Source organism: Pararhizobium sp. IMCC21322 (genome assembly GCF_030758295.1).
GTDB lineage: Bacteria > Pseudomonadota > Alphaproteobacteria > Rhizobiales.
This window is the reverse complement of record NZ_CP132335.1, coordinates 4,161,984-4,179,107: the sequence shown is the minus strand read 5'-3', so window position 1 is coordinate 4,179,107 and position 17,124 is coordinate 4,161,984. Positions and strand designations below refer to the sequence as shown.

The following is a 17,124-nucleotide window of genomic DNA, read 5'->3' as shown; positions in this document are numbered from 1 at the left end:
AGTACAATTCCATCCTTCGTTTAAGAACCCTTGGCTCCCGGATACCAATTTTATTTGGTCCTGAGGTTTATCAAACCTGGCTGGAATTTGCGGCCAATACAAGCGACTTTGCGGCACTACCCGCTGCCTCAATGTATTCGGGATCCCGATGTATCAGCACTGTCGAGAACGCGCCGTCCAGCAGCAATACGACATGGCGTGCCAAAGCGGCCGCATCCACAATCCCTGCCTGCCTAATTTTGTCCGCCAGCAGTGTTTCAAGTTTCTTTTTGTGGGCAGCACCGACTTTCATGGCCGGGTGACCGGGCTTGTTTGCAAGTTCGGCGGCGGTTCGCAGAAAGCCACATCCTTTCCACTTCGGATGCCGTGCAGATTGCGCCAGCTGCAAGAAAATGGCTTCTATCTTGTCCGCCACCGTTCCGTCGGCCTCATCAAACCACTTTTCGTAAAGCACCAGATTTGGCTGATCCCGAGCGGTTAGATAAGCCTCGATGAGATTGTCCTTGCTGCGGAAATGATAGTAGAGCGTTTTCTTGGTGATGCCTGCCTTTTCCGCAACGGCATCTACACTGACGGCCCGAATGCCTTCGGCATAAAACAGGCGATTTGCGGCATCAATAATACGTTCTTTGGCTGGTTGTTTCATAGCCCATATCTCCATGCTGCTTCACGAAGTATACTAACCAGTGAGTGTAATACAATTGTTTTCGAGCCTATCCTTCCCGTAGCGATGAAGGAGAAATGAATGTCCCAGCATATTCAATATGAAACCCGTGGCCGTATTGCCATTTTGACATTGAACCGCCCGGAGAAACTGAATGCGTTGAATTATGCGACCATCGACAATCTGATGGAGCATCTCGACCTGATAGAAAAGGATGATGCTGTGGGCGCGGTCATCCTGACCGGAGCAGGGGAGCGCGCTTTTTGTGCCGGTGGAGATATTTATGAGTTTTCGGAGAGCATCAAATCAGGTGTTGAAATCGCGGTTCGGGACTTTTGCAAACGCGGACAGATAATGACAGCTCGGCTGGAGAGTTTTCCAAAGCCGATGATTGCAGCGGTCAACGGCCTGGCTTATGGGGGCGGATGCGAAATGACCGAAGCCGTTCACCTTGCTGTTGCCAGTGACAGGGCGATGTTTGCCAAACCGGAAATCAATATAGGCATTCCGCCAACTTTTGGTGGCACCCAGCGGCTTCCAAGGCTGGCAGGCCGGAAAAGGGCATTGGAACTTCTGCTGACGGGCCAGGCATTTTCTCCCCGGCGCGCTTATGAGCTGGGATTGATCAACAAAATCGTTCCGCATGATCAACTGATGTCGTCGGCTTTTGAACTGGCTGACCGGGTGTTGCAACACTCACCTCTGGCGGTGGCGCGGATTATTGGCGCGATGACAAGAGGGATCAATACAAGCATTGATGAGGGGTTGAACATTGAACGCGAGCAGTTTGCACGCATGGCCGCAACCAAGGACGTGCATGAAGGTTTGCAGGCGTGGAAAGAGCGCAGAAAACCGGTTTATCAGGGTTGTTAAAATTGCCTGCTCTTGTGTGAGCGTGCGACGACAAGCATGAGCATTTTGGAAAAAATGCTCATGCTCAAAGTTTTTGTCAGGCCGCTTCGTTTACGCTGCCTGAACCTGAGCTGGCTCTTGCCAGAAAATTGCGATTCACCGGACTGTGTGGCTTGAGGTCAATGCGTTCATTGGCCAGTGCCTCGGAAGCGCCCTTCATCTGGCCGCGAATGGCAGCTTCGGTCAGCGTCCAGTCGATGATGTCGCGTTGCGCGTGGCTGCCGCCAAAACTGTTGGCGATAAAGCGGGCGCCGTGAAGCCGATCAACAGTGGTTTCATAGTCTGCCTGCCAGAATGCGGCAAAGCCCTCGACCAGCGAAACTACGGTTTGTTTTCCCCATTTGCTGACTTCTGATCCATTATCGGGACTGTTGCGATAGCCGGTCAGTATCTGGTCGACGCGGTCCTGCCGCCCCGCACCCAGATAGGCCATCACTGCGTGCCAATCGTTGAAGGGGTAGCCGTTGCCGTTGCTGTTGCCATAGGCATAAGCATCCCAGGCGGCGGCAACAGATTGTCAGCGATTGCCAACATCATGACCTGTAAGGTGAAGTCGCCACAACAGGGCGGAAGCATCTACCAGATCAAGGGCTACAGCGCTTTGGTGCCGTCCAATCTCTGTATCGTAGAGACGCAGGGCTTCGTCATTCTGCTCCAGTTCAAGATGGAACAGGGACCGGTGCCACCAATTGTGAACCTTGAAAAAGTTATCTTCGCCTGTCCAATGAGGCTCGCGGGCGATCATCCAGCCAATGCCGTCTTCCGCGCGACCCTGCATCTCCATTACATGCGCCACTGCATGATGCGCCCAGCAGTCCAGGGGTTGCAGGTCGATTGCCTTGCGCCCGATGTCTTCGGCACGGGCATAATCGCCAGTTTCCTCAAGGCCGAATGCGTGCATTCCAAGCAGGATCGAATAGCCTGGCATGTCGCTTGACCATTTGGGCAGTACACGACCAATCCGGTCACGCAGATTGCGACCGTTGGCCCGATAAAAATCCATCAGATGTCCGCATTGAAGAGCGACCAGATCGTGTGGGTAAGTGTTGTTGTGGTGATCAAGGGCGATGGCGGCGGCGGTCCAGTTACCGGCGAGCAGTAAATCGAGGGCTTTGATATGAGACTTTTCCCGATCATTCATACCAAGTGTCCTGGCGGTATCGACTATCCGTTTCGCTTCTGCGGTGGCATCAGGTTCGGTTGCCAACGCATACAGATGCGCTTTGGTGATATGCGCCATGGCGCATTCTGGCGTCTGTTCAATGGCCTCATCCAGCAGAGCCACCGGGTCACCACGGTAAATGTTGAACGCCGCAACGGAACGGTCAAATAACTCAGCTGAACCGGTGCTGGCACCAGAGAGTGTGTTTCCTTGTTTGTCGGTAATCATTTTTTCTCTCCTTAGACAAAAGATTGTGAACACATCGAGTTGCAGTTTCTGGTAGGCGTCATCGGTCTGGAACTCTTGGCGGGAACATGGACTTTCAACTTTCGGAAGAATAGAATCTTTGCGGTAAAGTTTATATTTTTATATTATTTAAATAAATCAGATAGTTAATCAGATCTGGATGCTTTTGCCTGGCGTGTTAGCTTAAAAACTTGACCCTTGGTACAATGAAATCGGGAGGTGGTAAAAATGCGGAAAGGACAGTTAACGCGGGAGCGGTTGCTGAACATTGCAGAGACCGGCGTGTTGACCAAAGGGTTTGGAGCAACTTCCATTGATGAGATCTTTGCAGAAGCCGAGATCACAAAAAGCGGATTCTTCTATCACTTCAAGGATAAAAACGAACTCGCCCTGGCTTTGCTGCAACGCTACGCGGACACTGAAGCTGCCATCATTGATACAATCTTCGACAGAGCGATCGAACTTGATGATGATCCTTTGCATTAATTGCTTATTGGACTGAAGCTTTTTGCGGAGATGCTGGACGATCTGTCCAACGGACATCCAGGTTGAATGATGGCTAGTATTTGTTTTAGCGAGCGTTTGTTTGATGATAAAGTGCTGCGCTTCAATCGTCAGGTCATGCTTGACTGGTGTCTTAGATTTCGAACCAAATTGGATGCCATAGCTACTCAATATCCACCTCGAGATGAGCTGGATATGGATGCGCTTGCCGATATGATTTCAGTCGTCGCTGATGGTGGTATCGTGTTGTCGAAGGTGCTGGGTACCGCTAGAATTGCGGTCCCAAGATAGTTGAATTGCGTTGTTCCAGCCTGTCCAGATTGACAATTGTGGACAGCATCAAACGGTCGTGGCTCCAATCATTGGGCTTTTGAATAGCGAATGCCATCAGGCCTGACAGGGACAAGAGCAGGGCCGCGACAATTGTCACTGTTGTGCGGGACTGGCGTTTGGCATTGCAATCCAATGCACAGAGCACACGGTTGGCAAGCAGGCGCGCCGGTTTTTTGCGCAGCAAGCGGCTTTGAGTTTCAACCAGCGACACCTTAGGGATTTGCAAAGCAAAGACCGAGGGGCGTTCGAAGCGATTGGCGCAGACCCGAAGCAGACAGTCGCAATAGTCGCGTGCGGACAGGCCGGCACGGCGCAGGACCTGCTGATCACATGACAATTCGCGCAATTCCTCAATCTGATGTTTGAGGAAATGGAACGCCGGGTTCCAGAAGAATATGGGCGTTAACAAGGCTGCACTGATTTCCCATTCTACATCGCGCTGGCGCAAATGTTGTAATTCGTGGGCGACGGCGACTTTCAAATCAGTGGACCGAGCCAGCATGGACGAGGGTAGCACGATATACCGTTTGCCGAATGTGCGGGTTGAATAGGGTACACGCACCATATCACTGACCAGAAAGTACACATTTCCAAAGCGGCGCCATGGATAGGCAGACTGAAGTGAAGTGTGCAGTTTAACAGCTGTGAGGATTGAGCGAAGGCCCATGTAAAGCGCGCACAGCAACATGCCCACAAGAATTGAAATTGTAATGGGATGGTCAAGCGAGGTGATTTCCGCAGTCAGGGTTTGCCGCGCTGTCAGGACCGCCTCCAACGACAATGGGCTCATGTGCAGATTGCCCTTGATGTATTGGGACACCACGAAATCTGACAGATTAATTGGCACGCTTTCGGACAACAATGCCTGGTTGACGCAAATCGAAAACAGGATTGGCAGCGAAATTGCAGCCAGAATGATAAATTTGAGCAGGCTTGCCTGAGAAGTGAATGCGTATCGAAACGAAAAACGCTTCATCAGAAAACGCGCGAAAAGCCATAGGCCTGCCGTCGCCATCAACAACACATTGATATCGAAATATGTGCTTAAGACCGCTTCAATTAGCGTCATCCCCAAGCCTCCTCCCCAGAAGTGCTCGAATTTCTTCCAGTGCATCTTGTGACAAATCGTCGTCGTCGACAAGTCGCGCGACCAATGCAGCTGGCGTATTATCAAATAATTTGGCTGAGAGATCTTTCAAAAGGCGCGATTGATAGACATCTTTTGTCAAAATGGGCTTGTAAATGAGTATCTTGCCCATTTTCTCGCTGGTAACAAAATTCTTTTGCTCAAGAATGCGCAAAATCGTCGCGGCGGACGTATAAGCAAGATCGCGTCCAGGTTCCATATTGGCCAAAACGTCACGCACAGACCCGTCGCCGTGTTCCCACAGCAACGTCATAAATTCCAATTCCACTTCCGTCAGGAATTCGTGGGTCTTGCGTCTTCTCATTTTGTTAACCGACATTGTATCCTGTCACACGCCCTACCCTACATTGATGAAATTTCCTAATTTGCCGGTTCTTCCGTGGAGTCTATACTTTCCAGAAGCAAAAAATGATCCAGGCAATACATATGCCCAGCGGCCACCAAAGCGGCATGCCAAGGAAGCCCAACCATGCCAGCATGATGTAGACCGATCCCAGCAGCGATATGAAAAGACGGTCGCCGCGTGTTGTTACCAACCCCAGAACGCCTTTGCGTTCGGCACCGCCGGGGCTGCGGATTTCAATGGCGGTGAGCACACCCATTGCAGAAAAAATGCCGATGAAGACAAAGGCGGTCGGCCAGGTCCAGGCCATCCAACTGAGCATGGTCGTGCCCTCCTAAACCCGCCCAAGGGCAAAGCCCTTGGCGATGTAGTTTCGAACAAAGTAAATTACGATGGCACCTGGAATGATTGTCAGGGTTCCTGCCGCAGCAAGCAGGCCCAGTTCATAGCCGGCGCTTGAGGCTGTCTTGGTCATGGTGGCAGCAATTGGCTTTGCAGCAACTGCGGTCAGGGTTTTGGCCAACAGCAATTCCACCCATGAGAACATGAAGCAGAAGAAGCCTGTTACGCCCACGCCCGCTTTGATGGCAGGCAGGAATATGGATATGAAAAAGCGCGGAAAGGAATAGCCATCCACATAGGCTGTTTCATCAAGCTCTTTCGGGACGCCGCTCATGAAGCCTTCCAGAATCCAGACCGCCAGGGGAATATTGAACAGACAGTGTGCCAGCGCCACGGCAAGGTGGGTGTCGAACAGACCAACGGCTGAATAGAGCTGGAAGAAGGGAAGGGCAAACACCGCTGCCGGAGCCATGCGGTTTGTCAGCAACCAGAAGAACAATTGTTTGTCGCCCAGAAAGCGGTAGCGCGAAAATGCGTAGGCCGCGGGCAGAGCAACGGCGACCGAAATGATTGAATTCAGAGTCACATAGGTGATGGAGTTAATGTAGCCCCAATACCAGGTCGGATCGGTGAAGATGACCTTATAATTGTCGAAGGTCCATGTTTGCGGAAACAATGAGAAGCCAGAGAGAATTTCCCCGGTCGTTTTGAAGCTCATCGCTACCAGCCAATAGATTGGTAGCAACAGGAACAGGATATAGAGAATTGGAATGATGTATCGTTTGCTCATCTCATTTATCCTTATTTGGCATCATCTTTGGTCATCAGCGTGTAGAACAGCCATGACACAAGAAGCGTGATTGCGAAGTAGATCAGCGACATGGCTGCCGCTGGTCCAAGGTCAAACTGGCCAAGGGCGATTTTCACCAGATCAATCGATAGAAGCGTTGTGGAGTTGCCCGGTCCACCACCGGTCAAAACAAATGGTTCTGTGTAGATATTGAAACTGTCCATGAAGCGCAGCAAAATGGCGATGGTCAGAACCTGCTTCATTTTCGGCAGTTGGATGAAGCGGAAGACGGCCCAGTTGGAAGCACCGTCAATCTTGGCAGCCTGATAATAGGCATCGGGAATGGACACCAGACCGGCATAGCTGAGCAGCACCACAAGGGAGGTCCAGTGCCAGACATCCATCGTGATGATGGTGGCCCAGGCTGCGAACGGGCTGCGCGTCATATTGTAATCGATGCCCAGCGTGTTGTTCATGAAATAACCGAGCAGGCCGATATCAGGCAGTGTGAAGATGTTCCACATGGCACCGACTACGTTCCAGGGGATCAACATGGGCAACGCCATTGTCACAAGGCAGACGGGCACCCAAAATCCATTGCGCGGCATTGACAGCGCAATGATAACGCCGAGCGGGATTTCGATCAGCAGGATGATACCGGTAAACATAAACTGCCGGCCAAGGGCCGCGTGAAACCGGTCAGAGCGCAGCAATTGCTGGAACCAGTCCAGCCCCTGCCAGAAAAATACATTGTTACCAAAGGTTTCCTGAACCGAGTAATTGACCACGGTCATCATTGGAATGAGCGCATTGAAGGCGACCAGTATCAGAACCGGAAGGACAAAGAACCAGGCTTTCTGGTTTTGAGTTTTCATCAGGCGGCTCCCGCTAGGTTTTCTGATCCGGCAGTGCCCGGACTGCTGCCTGAAAATTCCGGGCGCGAGATCAGCCAGTCATTGCAATAAAGTCGTGTCTGCGCTGGTTGGAAGCTCAGATGGATTGTCTCGCCAGTCTCAGGTGCACTGTCATGTATGACAGCGCGGATGTGCGTCTCGGCAGCCACCGCTTCAACAACAATGTGGCGACCGATATCTGCAACTTTGCGCACAATTGCCGGAATTCCGGTCGGTGTGATGGAGACATATTCAGGGCGCACCCCAATTTGTGTGCTGTCGCTTTTGGGAGCGTCGAAACCGCCTTCAAGCGGAATTGGGAGCCCGGCGAAAGTAGCGGCCTGACCATCCACTTTGCATGGCAGCACATTCATGCCGGGTGAGCCGATAAAGTGACCGACAAACGTGTGTTCGGGCCGTTCAAACAAATTGACCGGTGTCCCGATCTGCACGACTTCGCCATCCTGCATGACCACAACCTTGTCGGCAAAGGTCAGTGCCTCTGTCTGGTCGTGCGTGACGTAAATCATGGTAGCCCGCACTTTATGGTGCAGTTCCTTCAGCTTCGAGCGCAGCTTCCATTTCAAATGCGGATCAATCACCGTCAGTGGTTCATCAAACATCACCACATTCACATCTTCGCGCACGAGGCCGCGGCCCATTGAGATTTTCTGCTTGTTGTCAGGCGACAGGCCGGCTGCTCGAGTGGAGAGCAACGGCACGACCTCCAGCATCTCGGCAATGGCATGGACGCGGGTTTTGATAGTGCCTTCATTCACGCCGCGATTGCGCAAGGGAAAGGCAAAATTGTCATAGACCGTCATAGTGTCGTAGATGACGGGAAACTGGAATACCTGGGCAATATTGCGCGCGTCCGGTGGAAGATCAGTCACATCCTTATCATCAAACAGAACGCGTCCATGCGAGGGTCTGGCAAGTCCGGACATGATGTTGAGCAAAGTAGATTTGCCGCAACCGGAGGGGCCGAGCAATGCATAGGCGCCGCCATCTTCCCAACTGAGATCGATTTCCTTTAGTGCAAAATCCTCTGGTCCCTGCGGGTTTGCCATGTAGGAATGACGAAGTTTTGAAAGTGTGATGCGTGCCATGGTCTGTTCTCTCAAGCCACGAGCGTGCCATCAGGCACAAAATAGAAGCAATGCGAAGGGTCCATGAAGAAAAGATGCTCTTCACCGATCTGGAAATCATGAACGCCGGATGCCAGTGACACCCAACTGTTGGACCGCATATTGAAATGGGCGCTGGAGTCTGAGCCACTGAGTTCGGTAATTTGAACTGTGCCGTTCAATGGGACGCTATGGCGTACATCCTGATAGGGCAGAACATGAATCGGGCGAATGGCAACGGTGTAAGTTCCATCGGCCATATCAGCAGCAGCACCCTGCAACGGCCAGGACGTATCAGCATCCAGTCTCGCAAGGCTGCCCTCTTTGGTGATCTGCGCAGTGTTAATCGGCGGATCGGAAAAGACCTGGGCGGATCTCAGATTGCTTGGATTGCGATAGATGTCAGCAGTCTTGCCAAATTGGGTGACCTGACCATCATGCATAAGGCCGGTGTAGCCGCCAAGAAGCAAAGCCTCTTCAGGCTCGGATGTGGCATAGACCACGACCGCCCCACGGCCAGCAAACAGTTCCGGCAGTTGATCGCGCAGTTCTTCGCGCAGCTTGTAATCCAGATTGGCCAGCGGTTCGTCCAGGAAAACGGCTGTGCTGTCCTTGGCAATCGCGCGGGCCAGAGCCGTACGTTGTTGCTGCCCGCCGGATAATTCATGCGGACGTCGTTGCAGCATGGGCTTCAACTGCAGAATGGTGGCAGCTTCTTCAACGCGATCGGCGATTTCTGTTTTGTTCATGCCTGCAACCCGCAAGGGGGAGGCAATGTTGTCGTAGACCGTCATGTGCGGATAGTTCACGAAGAACTGGTGCACCAGACTGATCTTACGTTTTTGGGTTGTCAGTTTTGTCACATCCTGACCGTTCATGAGAACAGTGCCGGATGCGATGGGATCAAGACCTGCCATCATTTTGATGAGTGATGTTTTACCGGATCCTGTTTCTCCCAGAAGCACATTAAAGTGGCCGGGTTCCAGAACAAGGCTGGTTGGCTTGATGTGTGTGACACCGGCGACTTTCTTGACGATGTCTTTGGTTTGTAATGTCATAAGAACAGATCAGCCAATGAGAGCGATGGAATTTGTGTGGCTCGCCGAGCACCAGCCGGAACATGTGCTCCGGCTGGTCTTGTTGTTGAAGGCGAGACTTAGTTGCTTGCCCAGCGAGCAACGAGTTCGTCGTAATTGACGGTTATGCCGTCAGGTTTTTCATTGTCGAGTTTCGCTTTTGCTCCACCCTTACCAAGCCATTCGGATTCATCCTTTGGCTCGTTCAGACGAGGACCACAGCCACCGTAGACATTGGCGGCCACATCAGCGCGCTCCATCCGTGCCATGGTGATATCCATCTCTTCGGCAAGACGGTTCATAGCTTCCTGCGGCGTGAATGCACCTGAGTTCACATCACCAATTTGCTGCCACCAGATCTGTGCCAGTTTTGGATAATCAGGTACGTTGATACCAGTTGGAGACCAGGCAACGCGATCGGGAGAGCGATAGAACTCTACCAGGCCGCCAAGGTTTGGCGCGCGTTCGGAGAAGGATTCGTGGTTGACCGAACTGTCACGGATGAAGGTCAGGCCCACATGGGACTTCTTCACATCGACAGTTTTGGAAACAACGAACTGAGCGTAGAGCCATGCAGCTTTTGCGCGATCAACAGGTGTGGATTTCAGGATCGTCCATGATCCCACATCCTGATAACCAACTTTCTGGCCTTCTTCCCAATAGGGGCCATGAGGAGATGGTGCCATGCGCCACAATGGCTTGCCAGCATCATCAACTGTGTTGTTGCCTTCGGATTTCGGCTTCACCATGTCTGCAGTGAAAGCTGTGTACCAGAAGATCTGCTGAGCGACATTGCCCTGGCTGAGAGCAGGCAAGGACTGATAAAAGTCGAAGCTTGCAGCACCAGGAGGTGCAAAGTTGCGCAGCCACTCATCCCATTTGCGGATCGCATAAACGGCCGCCGGGCCGTTTGCTGCACCACCACGGGAAACAGAAGCACCGGCCGGGTTACAAGAACCGGCTTCCATGCGAATGCCCCATTCATCAATCGGCACGCCATTTGGCTCGCCTTTTGATCCGGCACCAGCCATCGACAACCATGCATCAGTCATGCGCCAGCCCAGATCGGGTGCGCGTTTGCCGTAATCCATGTGGCCGAAGATTTCGACACCATCGATGGTCTTCACATCTTTTGAGAAGAACTCTGCAATGTCTTCATAGGCCGACCAGTTTACAGGAACACCAAGCTCGTAGCCATATTTGGCCATGAACGCGTCTTTGTATTCCTGACGGTCGAACCAGTCTTTGCGGAACCAGTAAAGGTTTGCAAATTGCTGATCGGGCAACTGATAGAGATCGCCATCAGGGCCTGTGGTGAATTGTGTGCCCATGAAGTCGTCGAGATCGAGACCGGGGTTGGTCACGTCGCTGCCTTCACCGGCCATCCAGTCTGTCAGATTGTAAGCCAACTGAAGACGGGAATGGGTGCCGATCAGATCGGAATCGTTCACATAGGCATCATACAGATTTCGTTCGGTCTGCATTTGCGTTTGAACGGCCTGAACAACTTCACCTTCACCCAAAATCTGGTGATTCACCTTGATACCGGTGATTTCCAGAAAGGCTTTGGTCAGAACTTCCGACTCGTATGAATGTGTTGGAATGCCTTCGGAAAGAACGTTGATTTCCATGCCTTTGAATGGCTCGGCCGCGCCGATAAACCAATCCATTTCACTCATCTGATCAGCCTTCGACAAGGCTGATGGCTGGAATTCGGAATCGATCCATTTTTTGGCCGCAGCCGAATCGGCGAATGCCTGTGATGAGGCAGCAATTACGGCTGACGCCGCCACTGCGCTTAGTAATATATTCCGCATCTTTTTCCTCCCAAAGTTGCGTTATACCAACCTTGTGCTGGCATTGCGCAACCATCGCGGAAGCGGGGAAGAATTGTCAACTAAATTCTTAGTAGATGAGTTTATTTCACGTAAATATCTGATAGTATTAATTAAAATATGTAAGACCGCATAATGCGCTGGAAGCCAATTTGTAAAGACGCCTGCGGGTTTGCCTGCTACAAATAATTATTGGGGCAGCTGGCGCAGTTTTTCCCTGGGTCACGATCTCATCGTTTTTGAAGACCTGTCGATCAGGTGTTTGCGCGGTCCTGGCGATGGAGTTCAGGAAATCTATTTCACTTCAATTTTGCCGAATTTCCCGATTGTCTGCTGGACAGTTTGCTGACTCGCTGGCCAGGTGGAGGGATCTTCAAGTACGAAGCTATTGCCTCGCCATTGTTGGTATATCTTGATGATCACACCATCATCTTCCCCGATCCAAAATAGACCTATTTCGCCGATTCCCGGTCCATAGCCCATTTCCTTGGGTCCAAGGGGACTGTCGTAACAGAGGAATACAAAAATTATATGTCGTTGACGTCGTTCAAGCTCTTGAATGTCAAGATTTTGCCGGGTGCATGTGTTCATATACACGCTGATTTGGCTTTGGAATGCCTGATCAAAGGTTAACCCGGAATTGCGCTGTGCCAGAATTGCAAAGAGTTGGTTCCAGCTCGAAAAATTTTCACCCTTGGGAATGAATTCCCATAGAAAGCGATCGTCGCTGTTGTTTTAGTAAATCTCGCTGTCTTTTTTTGGGTCAGGACCTGTTTGCCATTCGGGCAGTGGCCATGACACTTCGCTGCCGAACAAATTTACAATTCCCTGAGCCCATTCCGATCTGATGTCTTGCTGGGCATCGCTTTGTTGCGCGCCGGCAGTACCTGTCAAAAACGATGTTTGAACCAGCAATGCGGTGAGAAATGCGGTGATACAGAATTTGCTGAAGAGAGATCGTGAAGTCATTGCAGATACCGGAAATTTTTTACCATTGATTGATGGAAGATAGCGGATGTGCCCTACAATTGAAATATAGGTTGCGTATCGGACCTGAGAATCTTTCTGGCGGGTCGCATGGAACCTGTGTGGAGATTACCTGGGCAAATTTATGGCCTCCTATTCAGGAAAAGCGCCTGCGATGTTCTGGTCGTAATCAACGATGGAACCGGTCATTACACCTGCTTCCGGGCTTAGCATATAGGCGATGAGTGCGGCCAGTTGGTCTGGCTTCACCAATTGGCCCATTGGCATGGCGGCTTCGGCCTTTTTCAACCAGTCTTCGTCGGCATCGTGCCAGATCTTTTGAATGTTTGCTTCGCCGGGTGTGTCCATCCAGCCTGCATTTATGCCGTTGCAGCGAATGCGGTCTGATCGGTGGGCGTTGGCAACATTTTTTGTAAGGGTGGAAAGAGCTGCCTTTGACGCCGAATAGGGCGCCATGAAGCTTTGACCCGCATGGGCTGACATGGACAGAATATTGACAATGCTGCCGGGACTTTTCTCTGCCAGAAGGTGTTTGATGACACCTTGCATGATGAAAAACGGCCCGCGCACATTGGTGTTGAAGTGGTTTTCAAACACGTCGGGCGTGGTGTCGGTGATGGAACCACGGCCAGTGTCAGCTGCTGAATTGACCAGTGCATTCACCTGACCAAGGGCCGCTATACTGCGGGCGACGAGTTTGCTGCAATCATCCAGCTTTGACACATCTGCCGGAATGAAGGTGCAGTTTGCACCCAGCGCATTCAGTTCAGCCGCTGACTGTTCGCCGCGTGCCATGTCACGGCCGCTGATGACGAGGCTGGTGGCTCCTTCCTCAATCAAGCGGCGCGCAATCGCCAAGCCAAGACCTTGCGTTCCGCCGGTGATCAGCGCTTTTGTTCCATCGTTCCGGCTTGCCATCATGGGGAGCGATTGCCCCAAGTCGCCTGACCTTCAATGTCCAGCTCTATAGAGCGTCCCCATTTGCTGGACAGGGTGGCTGCTTCGGCCAGGTAGCTGGCCATAAATCCATCTTTCGCCGTGACCGGCGCTTTTCCACCGGTCTGAATCATATGGACAAAAGCCTCAATTTCCCGTCGGTAGCTGACAGTGTATCGATCCATAAAGAAGGTCGCGTAGGCGTCAGGTGCAGCAAAGTGCTCGGGGCCAAACTTCTTGACGCTGGTGTCAGACGGATTGTCGGAAATCAGCATGCCTTTTGCGCCAAACGCTTCAATACGCTGGTCGTAACCATAAACGGCGCGACGTGAGTTTAGAATGACGATCTGTTTGCCGCTTTCACTGACCATTGACACAATGGCCGTGTCGACATCATCCAGCTTGCCGATTTCCGGGTCCACGGCGACACTGCCTTCAGCTGAAATCCTGACAATTTCTTCACCCAGCATCCAGCGGGCAATGTCGAAATCATGGATCATCATGTCGCGGAAAAGCCCGCCAGATACAGGAATGTATTCCAAGGGGGGCGGATAGGGGTCGCGGCTGGTAAGGGTCAGTTGCTCCAGGGTGCCAATTTCGCCGCCCAGGACAGCGGCATTGACCTTGGCGTGTCCGGGGTCAAAACGCCGGTTAAAACCGATGAACACCCTGTCCGCCCTTTCGCCCAATGCGTTAATACAGCGCCGTGCTTCAGTGAGGCTGGGCCCGATGGGTTTTTCGCACATCACAGCCTTGCCAGCATCGGCAGAAGCCAGAATAAGATCGACATGCGTGTCGGTGGATGTCGCAACCAAAACGCCGTCTACACCAGGATGCTGAATGGCGGCGTCGGCGCTGTCACAGACCGTTGCGCCGGACCTATCTGCAAATGTTTTGGCGGCCTCGGGCATGACATCATAGACACTGACGAGGGTCGCACCGGCCTCGGCAATGGCCTTGGCATGAACTTGTCCGATACGACCAGCACCCAGAAGCGCAATCCCGGTCATGGTTGAACCCTTGGAAGTCGTGAAGGGAGGTTAGAAATGTGAAAATCCAGGGTCATAATCGGTATTTTTCTCCCGAAATTGAGTTTTGACTGCATTTTGGCCAAAGCTTAGGCGAGAAGGGCATTGACAGATCGGGTGAAGTTGATGGAAACCCATCAAGCCTGAGCCAACGAAGTGTGCAGACGGGCGCAGTTGGGAGCGCATGGACTATGGGACAAAAGCCAACCCTGCAGCAGGTAGCTGAAGCCTGCGGGTTGAGTATTGCAACGGTCGACCGGGTGTTGAACCATCGTGGCGGCGTTAATCCTGAAAAGGAACGCGTGGTCATGGAATGGGCACGCAAGCTGAAACTGGACCGCAATCTGGATCGACGTCCGACCCGCATTTTACGCGTGGCTGTGGTGACCCAGCATCCCAGCAACCCTTTCTTTGAACGGGTACGCCAAGGCGTATTGCGCGCCAACCAGGTATTTTCCGTACACAATATTCAACTGTCACTGCATTACTTCGATATTCTTACGCCGGATAAAACCGCAGCACTTATTCGCCGGATGAGTGGGCAGGCCGACGCTTTGCTGATTTCAGTGAATGAGCATCCGCAGGTGAAAGAAGCTGTTGACGCGGCAGCCTCTGCTATTCCGGTTCTCAGTTTCGTCAGTGATATTTCAACGAGCGACCGCCGGGCCTATGTCGGTCCGGATAATTTCAAGACTGGTCGTGTGGCCGGTGATTTGATGGGGCGCTTTTTGGGGCCTGAAGGCGGTGACATTGTTATCGTTGCGGGCAGCTATCAGCTGATGGACCATCATGCAAGGCGAAACGGCTTTTATGAGCTTTTGAAGGAACGATATCCGGCCTGCCGCATTATAGAAGAGATACAGACTCAGGAAAAAATCGAATCTCTGGCGACGGAAGTGGCGGTGTTGCTAAGAGATAATCCCGGTATTCGGGGCATTTATAGCGTATCTGCTGGCAATCAGGGCATTGCAAAGGCGCTTATCATGCAGTCCTGCGAGCATGAGGTGACCTTTATTGCCCATGAAATTACGCCGGAACGAAAAGCCCTTCTGCAGCGGGGCGTTATTGACGTGATTATCGATCAGGACCCGGAAGGGGAAATACTGGTTGCGATGGAGTTGTTGGCCGAGCAGTTTGGGCGATGGAATGGAACGGCAAAGGGGCCATCAACCCCTTTTCATCTGTTTTTCCGCGAATCCGTATAGCTAACGAAATCTTTATTGGTACTGTGTTACGGTAAAACTTGTTAACAAAGTATAGTTCTGGGAAGGACCGAGCGTTGAGTAAACAGGCATCACAACTCGCTGGCGTTGAGAGCGGGAAACATGGAGCAACCCGCAGGGCGTTTTTGCTGGGTGCAGCAGCGCTTGGGCTGGCTGGATGTTCCGGTTCTTCAGACCGATGGTCCCAGATCCAGGAAAGCAGTTCCTATCGCAGTGCCTATGGGCCGTTGCCGAATGAACCTTTTCCAATTCCGGCAGTGGACACAAAGCGTGTGCCACGACAGTATCAGCGACAACTCGTCAATTATCGCGGTGCGGAGCCTGCGGGAACAGTCGTTATCGATCCACAGAACCGCCATTTGTACCTGGTTCGTGGCGATGGCCAGGCCGTGCGCTACGGTATCGGCGTAGGTCGGCAGGGATTTTCCTGGAGTGGCCGTGCAAAGATTGGTGCCAAGAAGCATTGGCCGACCTGGACACCGCCCAGCGAAATGATTGATCGCCAACCCGAGTTGGAACAGTATCGCCGCGGTATGGAGCCAGGCTTGCAAAATCCGCTGGGCGCGCGCGCTTTGTATCTGTATGAAGATGGCCGTGACACGCTGTATCGTATTCATGGAACAAATGAGCCGTGGAGCATTGGCAAAGCGGTTTCTTCCGGCTGCATCCGTCTGTTCAATCAGGATATTGTGGACCTCTATAGTCGAGTCAATGTTGGCGCAGAAGTTGTTGTTCTGTAAGGGTAAAGCCTTCCACTAGTTCATTTTGCACTGAGGCAACTGACCATGGCCATTCGGACACTTGTGTGGGGCGAGAACGTCCACGATCAGAGCAGTCAGGTCGTCCAGACTATTTATCCAGACGGCATGCACACTGCAATTGCGGATGGGTTGAATGAAGATGATAGCCTGTCTGCCAGTACGGCGGTGCTCCAGGATTCTGAGCACGGCCTGACTGTGGAGCGGCTGGCGGAGACCGATGTTCTGATTTGGTGGGGACATGCTGCCCACGGTGATGTGGCTGATGATATCGTCGACCGGGTACAGCAACGGGTCTGGGAGGGCATGGGCCTGATCGCGCTGCATTCGGCGCATTTTTCCAAGATATTCCGACGGCTCATGGGCACACCCTGTTCTTTGACCTGGCGTGAGGCGGGTGAGCGCGAGCGCTTGTGGGTGATCAACCCGGCGCATCCGATTGTGCAGGGGCTTGGTGCTTATATCGACTTGCCCAATGCAGAGATGTATGGCGAACCGTTTACGGTCCCCGAGCCGATGGAAACTGTGCTCGTAAGTTGGTTTGAAGGTGGGGAAGTGTTTCGCTCCGGTCTGACCTATCAGCGCGGCGCAGGCAAGATTTTCTATTTCCGACCAGGCCACGAGACCTACCCGATTTATCACAATGAAGATGTCAAACAGGTGTTGAAGAATGCTGTCCACTGGGCTCATTCTGATGCGCCGGCCTGGACTGGCGTAGATGATGGCACCAACCGCCCTGTTGAGCAGGCATTGGAGCCTTTGGTGGAAAAAGGCCCAAGGTTGCACAAGGATGGCGAAGCCGGTTTTCGCTAAGGTTT

The 17,124-nt window shown here is 52.3% G+C and carries 20 protein-coding genes; 6 read left to right on the top strand and 14 right to left on the bottom strand.

The genetic code is table 11. The features are described from left to right. Positions 1 to 70: 70 nt before the first annotated feature. Positions 71 to 646, bottom strand: a complete 576-nt coding sequence (locus tag RAL91_RS19760; protein WP_306257969.1) for a TetR/AcrR family transcriptional regulator — start codon at positions 644 to 646, stop codon at positions 71 to 73. 99 nt (positions 647 to 745) lie between these two features. Here RAL91_RS19760 and RAL91_RS19755 point away from each other — a divergent pair, with 99 nt between their 5' ends. After that, a complete protein-coding gene (locus RAL91_RS19755) occupies positions 746 to 1,537 on the top strand; it encodes a crotonase/enoyl-CoA hydratase family protein (RefSeq protein WP_306257968.1) in 792 nt (263 codons plus the stop codon). Positions 1,538 to 1,613: 76 nt separating this feature from the next. Here RAL91_RS19755 and RAL91_RS19750 read toward each other — a convergent pair whose 3' ends face one another. Both RAL91_RS19750 and RAL91_RS19745 read right to left on the bottom strand, forming a co-directional pair. After that, positions 1,614 to 2,009: a hypothetical protein gene (locus RAL91_RS19750; RefSeq protein WP_306257967.1), complete on the bottom strand. Its 396-nt coding sequence runs from the start codon at positions 2,007 to 2,009 to the stop codon at positions 1,614 to 1,616. A gap of 84 nt (positions 2,010 to 2,093) precedes the next feature. Continuing rightward, a complete protein-coding gene (locus RAL91_RS19745) occupies positions 2,094 to 2,966 on the bottom strand; it encodes a tetratricopeptide repeat protein (protein ID WP_306257966.1) in 873 nt (290 codons plus the stop codon). A 246-nt stretch (positions 2,967 to 3,212) separates the two neighbouring features. Here RAL91_RS19745 and RAL91_RS19740 point away from each other — a divergent pair, with 246 nt between their 5' ends. Together RAL91_RS19740 and RAL91_RS19735 are read left to right on the top strand one after the other, a co-directional pair. Continuing rightward, positions 3,213 to 3,470, top strand: coding sequence for a TetR/AcrR family transcriptional regulator (locus RAL91_RS19740; protein ID WP_306257965.1), 258 nt, complete (start codon positions 3,213 to 3,215; stop codon positions 3,468 to 3,470). A gap of 66 nt (positions 3,471 to 3,536) precedes the next feature. Beyond that, positions 3,537 to 3,779 (top strand): hypothetical protein, encoded by a 243-nt coding sequence (locus RAL91_RS19735; RefSeq protein WP_306257964.1) that lies wholly within the window; start codon positions 3,537 to 3,539, stop codon positions 3,777 to 3,779. Here RAL91_RS19735 and RAL91_RS19730 read toward each other — a convergent pair. The 11 genes from RAL91_RS19730 to iolG form a co-directional block, all read right to left on the bottom strand. Then, a complete protein-coding gene (locus tag RAL91_RS19730; protein ID WP_306257963.1) occupies positions 3,757 to 4,890 on the bottom strand; it encodes a M56 family metallopeptidase in 1,134 nt (377 codons plus the stop codon). The genes RAL91_RS19735 and RAL91_RS19730 overlap by 23 nt on opposite strands. Next, on the bottom strand, positions 4,877 to 5,272 hold the full coding sequence (locus RAL91_RS19725) for a BlaI/MecI/CopY family transcriptional regulator (RefSeq protein WP_306257962.1): 396 nt from the start codon (positions 5,270 to 5,272) through the stop codon (positions 4,877 to 4,879). Before RAL91_RS19725 ends, RAL91_RS19730 begins: the two co-directional genes overlap by 14 nt. Before the next feature lie 82 nt (positions 5,273 to 5,354). Further along, positions 5,355 to 5,633 carry a DUF2160 domain-containing protein gene (locus RAL91_RS19720; protein WP_306257961.1) on the bottom strand — a complete coding sequence of 93 codons (279 nt, stop codon included), beginning with the start codon at positions 5,631 to 5,633 and terminating at the stop codon, positions 5,355 to 5,357. Between the two features lie 12 nt (positions 5,634 to 5,645). Further along, positions 5,646 to 6,443: a carbohydrate ABC transporter permease gene (locus tag RAL91_RS19715; RefSeq protein WP_306257960.1), complete on the bottom strand. Its 798-nt coding sequence runs from the start codon at positions 6,441 to 6,443 to the stop codon at positions 5,646 to 5,648. Positions 6,444 to 6,454: 11 nt separating this feature from the next. Further along, positions 6,455 to 7,321, bottom strand: coding sequence for a carbohydrate ABC transporter permease (locus tag RAL91_RS19710; protein ID WP_306263014.1), 867 nt, complete (start codon positions 7,319 to 7,321; stop codon positions 6,455 to 6,457). Then, complete coding sequence (locus RAL91_RS19705; RefSeq protein ID WP_306257959.1) at positions 7,318 to 8,445, bottom strand: ABC transporter ATP-binding protein; 1,128 nt, start codon at positions 8,443 to 8,445, stop codon at positions 7,318 to 7,320. The genes RAL91_RS19710 and RAL91_RS19705 overlap by 4 nt, the downstream gene beginning before the upstream one ends. An 11-nt stretch (positions 8,446 to 8,456) precedes the next feature. After that, a complete protein-coding gene (locus RAL91_RS19700) occupies positions 8,457 to 9,521 on the bottom strand; it encodes an ABC transporter ATP-binding protein (RefSeq protein ID WP_306257958.1) in 1,065 nt (354 codons plus the stop codon). A 98-nt stretch (positions 9,522 to 9,619) separates the two neighbouring features. Continuing rightward, on the bottom strand, positions 9,620 to 11,356 hold the full coding sequence (locus RAL91_RS19695; RefSeq protein WP_306257957.1) for an ABC transporter substrate-binding protein: 1,737 nt from the start codon (positions 11,354 to 11,356) through the stop codon (positions 9,620 to 9,622). A 312-nt stretch (positions 11,357 to 11,668) separates the two neighbouring features. Then, positions 11,669 to 11,857: a hypothetical protein gene (locus tag RAL91_RS19690; protein WP_306257956.1), complete on the bottom strand. Its 189-nt coding sequence runs from the start codon at positions 11,855 to 11,857 to the stop codon at positions 11,669 to 11,671. Between the two features lie 636 nt (positions 11,858 to 12,493). Beyond that, positions 12,494 to 13,282: an SDR family oxidoreductase gene (locus tag RAL91_RS19685; RefSeq protein ID WP_371932441.1), complete on the bottom strand. Its 789-nt coding sequence runs from the start codon at positions 13,280 to 13,282 to the stop codon at positions 12,494 to 12,496. Next, on the bottom strand, positions 13,279 to 14,307 hold the full coding sequence (iolG, locus tag RAL91_RS19680) for an inositol 2-dehydrogenase (protein ID WP_306257955.1): 1,029 nt from the start codon (positions 14,305 to 14,307) through the stop codon (positions 13,279 to 13,281). Before iolG ends, RAL91_RS19685 begins: the two co-directional genes overlap by 4 nt. A gap of 209 nt (positions 14,308 to 14,516) precedes the next feature. Between iolG and RAL91_RS19675 the strand changes: the two genes are divergently transcribed. From RAL91_RS19675 to RAL91_RS19665, 3 genes are all read left to right on the top strand, one after another. Then, positions 14,517 to 15,530, top strand: coding sequence for a LacI family DNA-binding transcriptional regulator (locus RAL91_RS19675; RefSeq protein ID WP_306257954.1), 1,014 nt, complete (start codon positions 14,517 to 14,519; stop codon positions 15,528 to 15,530). A gap of 74 nt (positions 15,531 to 15,604) precedes the next feature. Further along, complete coding sequence (locus RAL91_RS19670) at positions 15,605 to 16,288, top strand: L,D-transpeptidase (RefSeq protein ID WP_306257953.1); 684 nt, start codon at positions 15,605 to 15,607, stop codon at positions 16,286 to 16,288. A 45-nt stretch (positions 16,289 to 16,333) separates the two neighbouring features. Beyond that, positions 16,334 to 17,119, top strand: coding sequence for a ThuA domain-containing protein (locus tag RAL91_RS19665; RefSeq protein WP_306257952.1), 786 nt, complete (start codon positions 16,334 to 16,336; stop codon positions 17,117 to 17,119). Positions 17,120 to 17,124 lie beyond the last annotated feature (5 nt).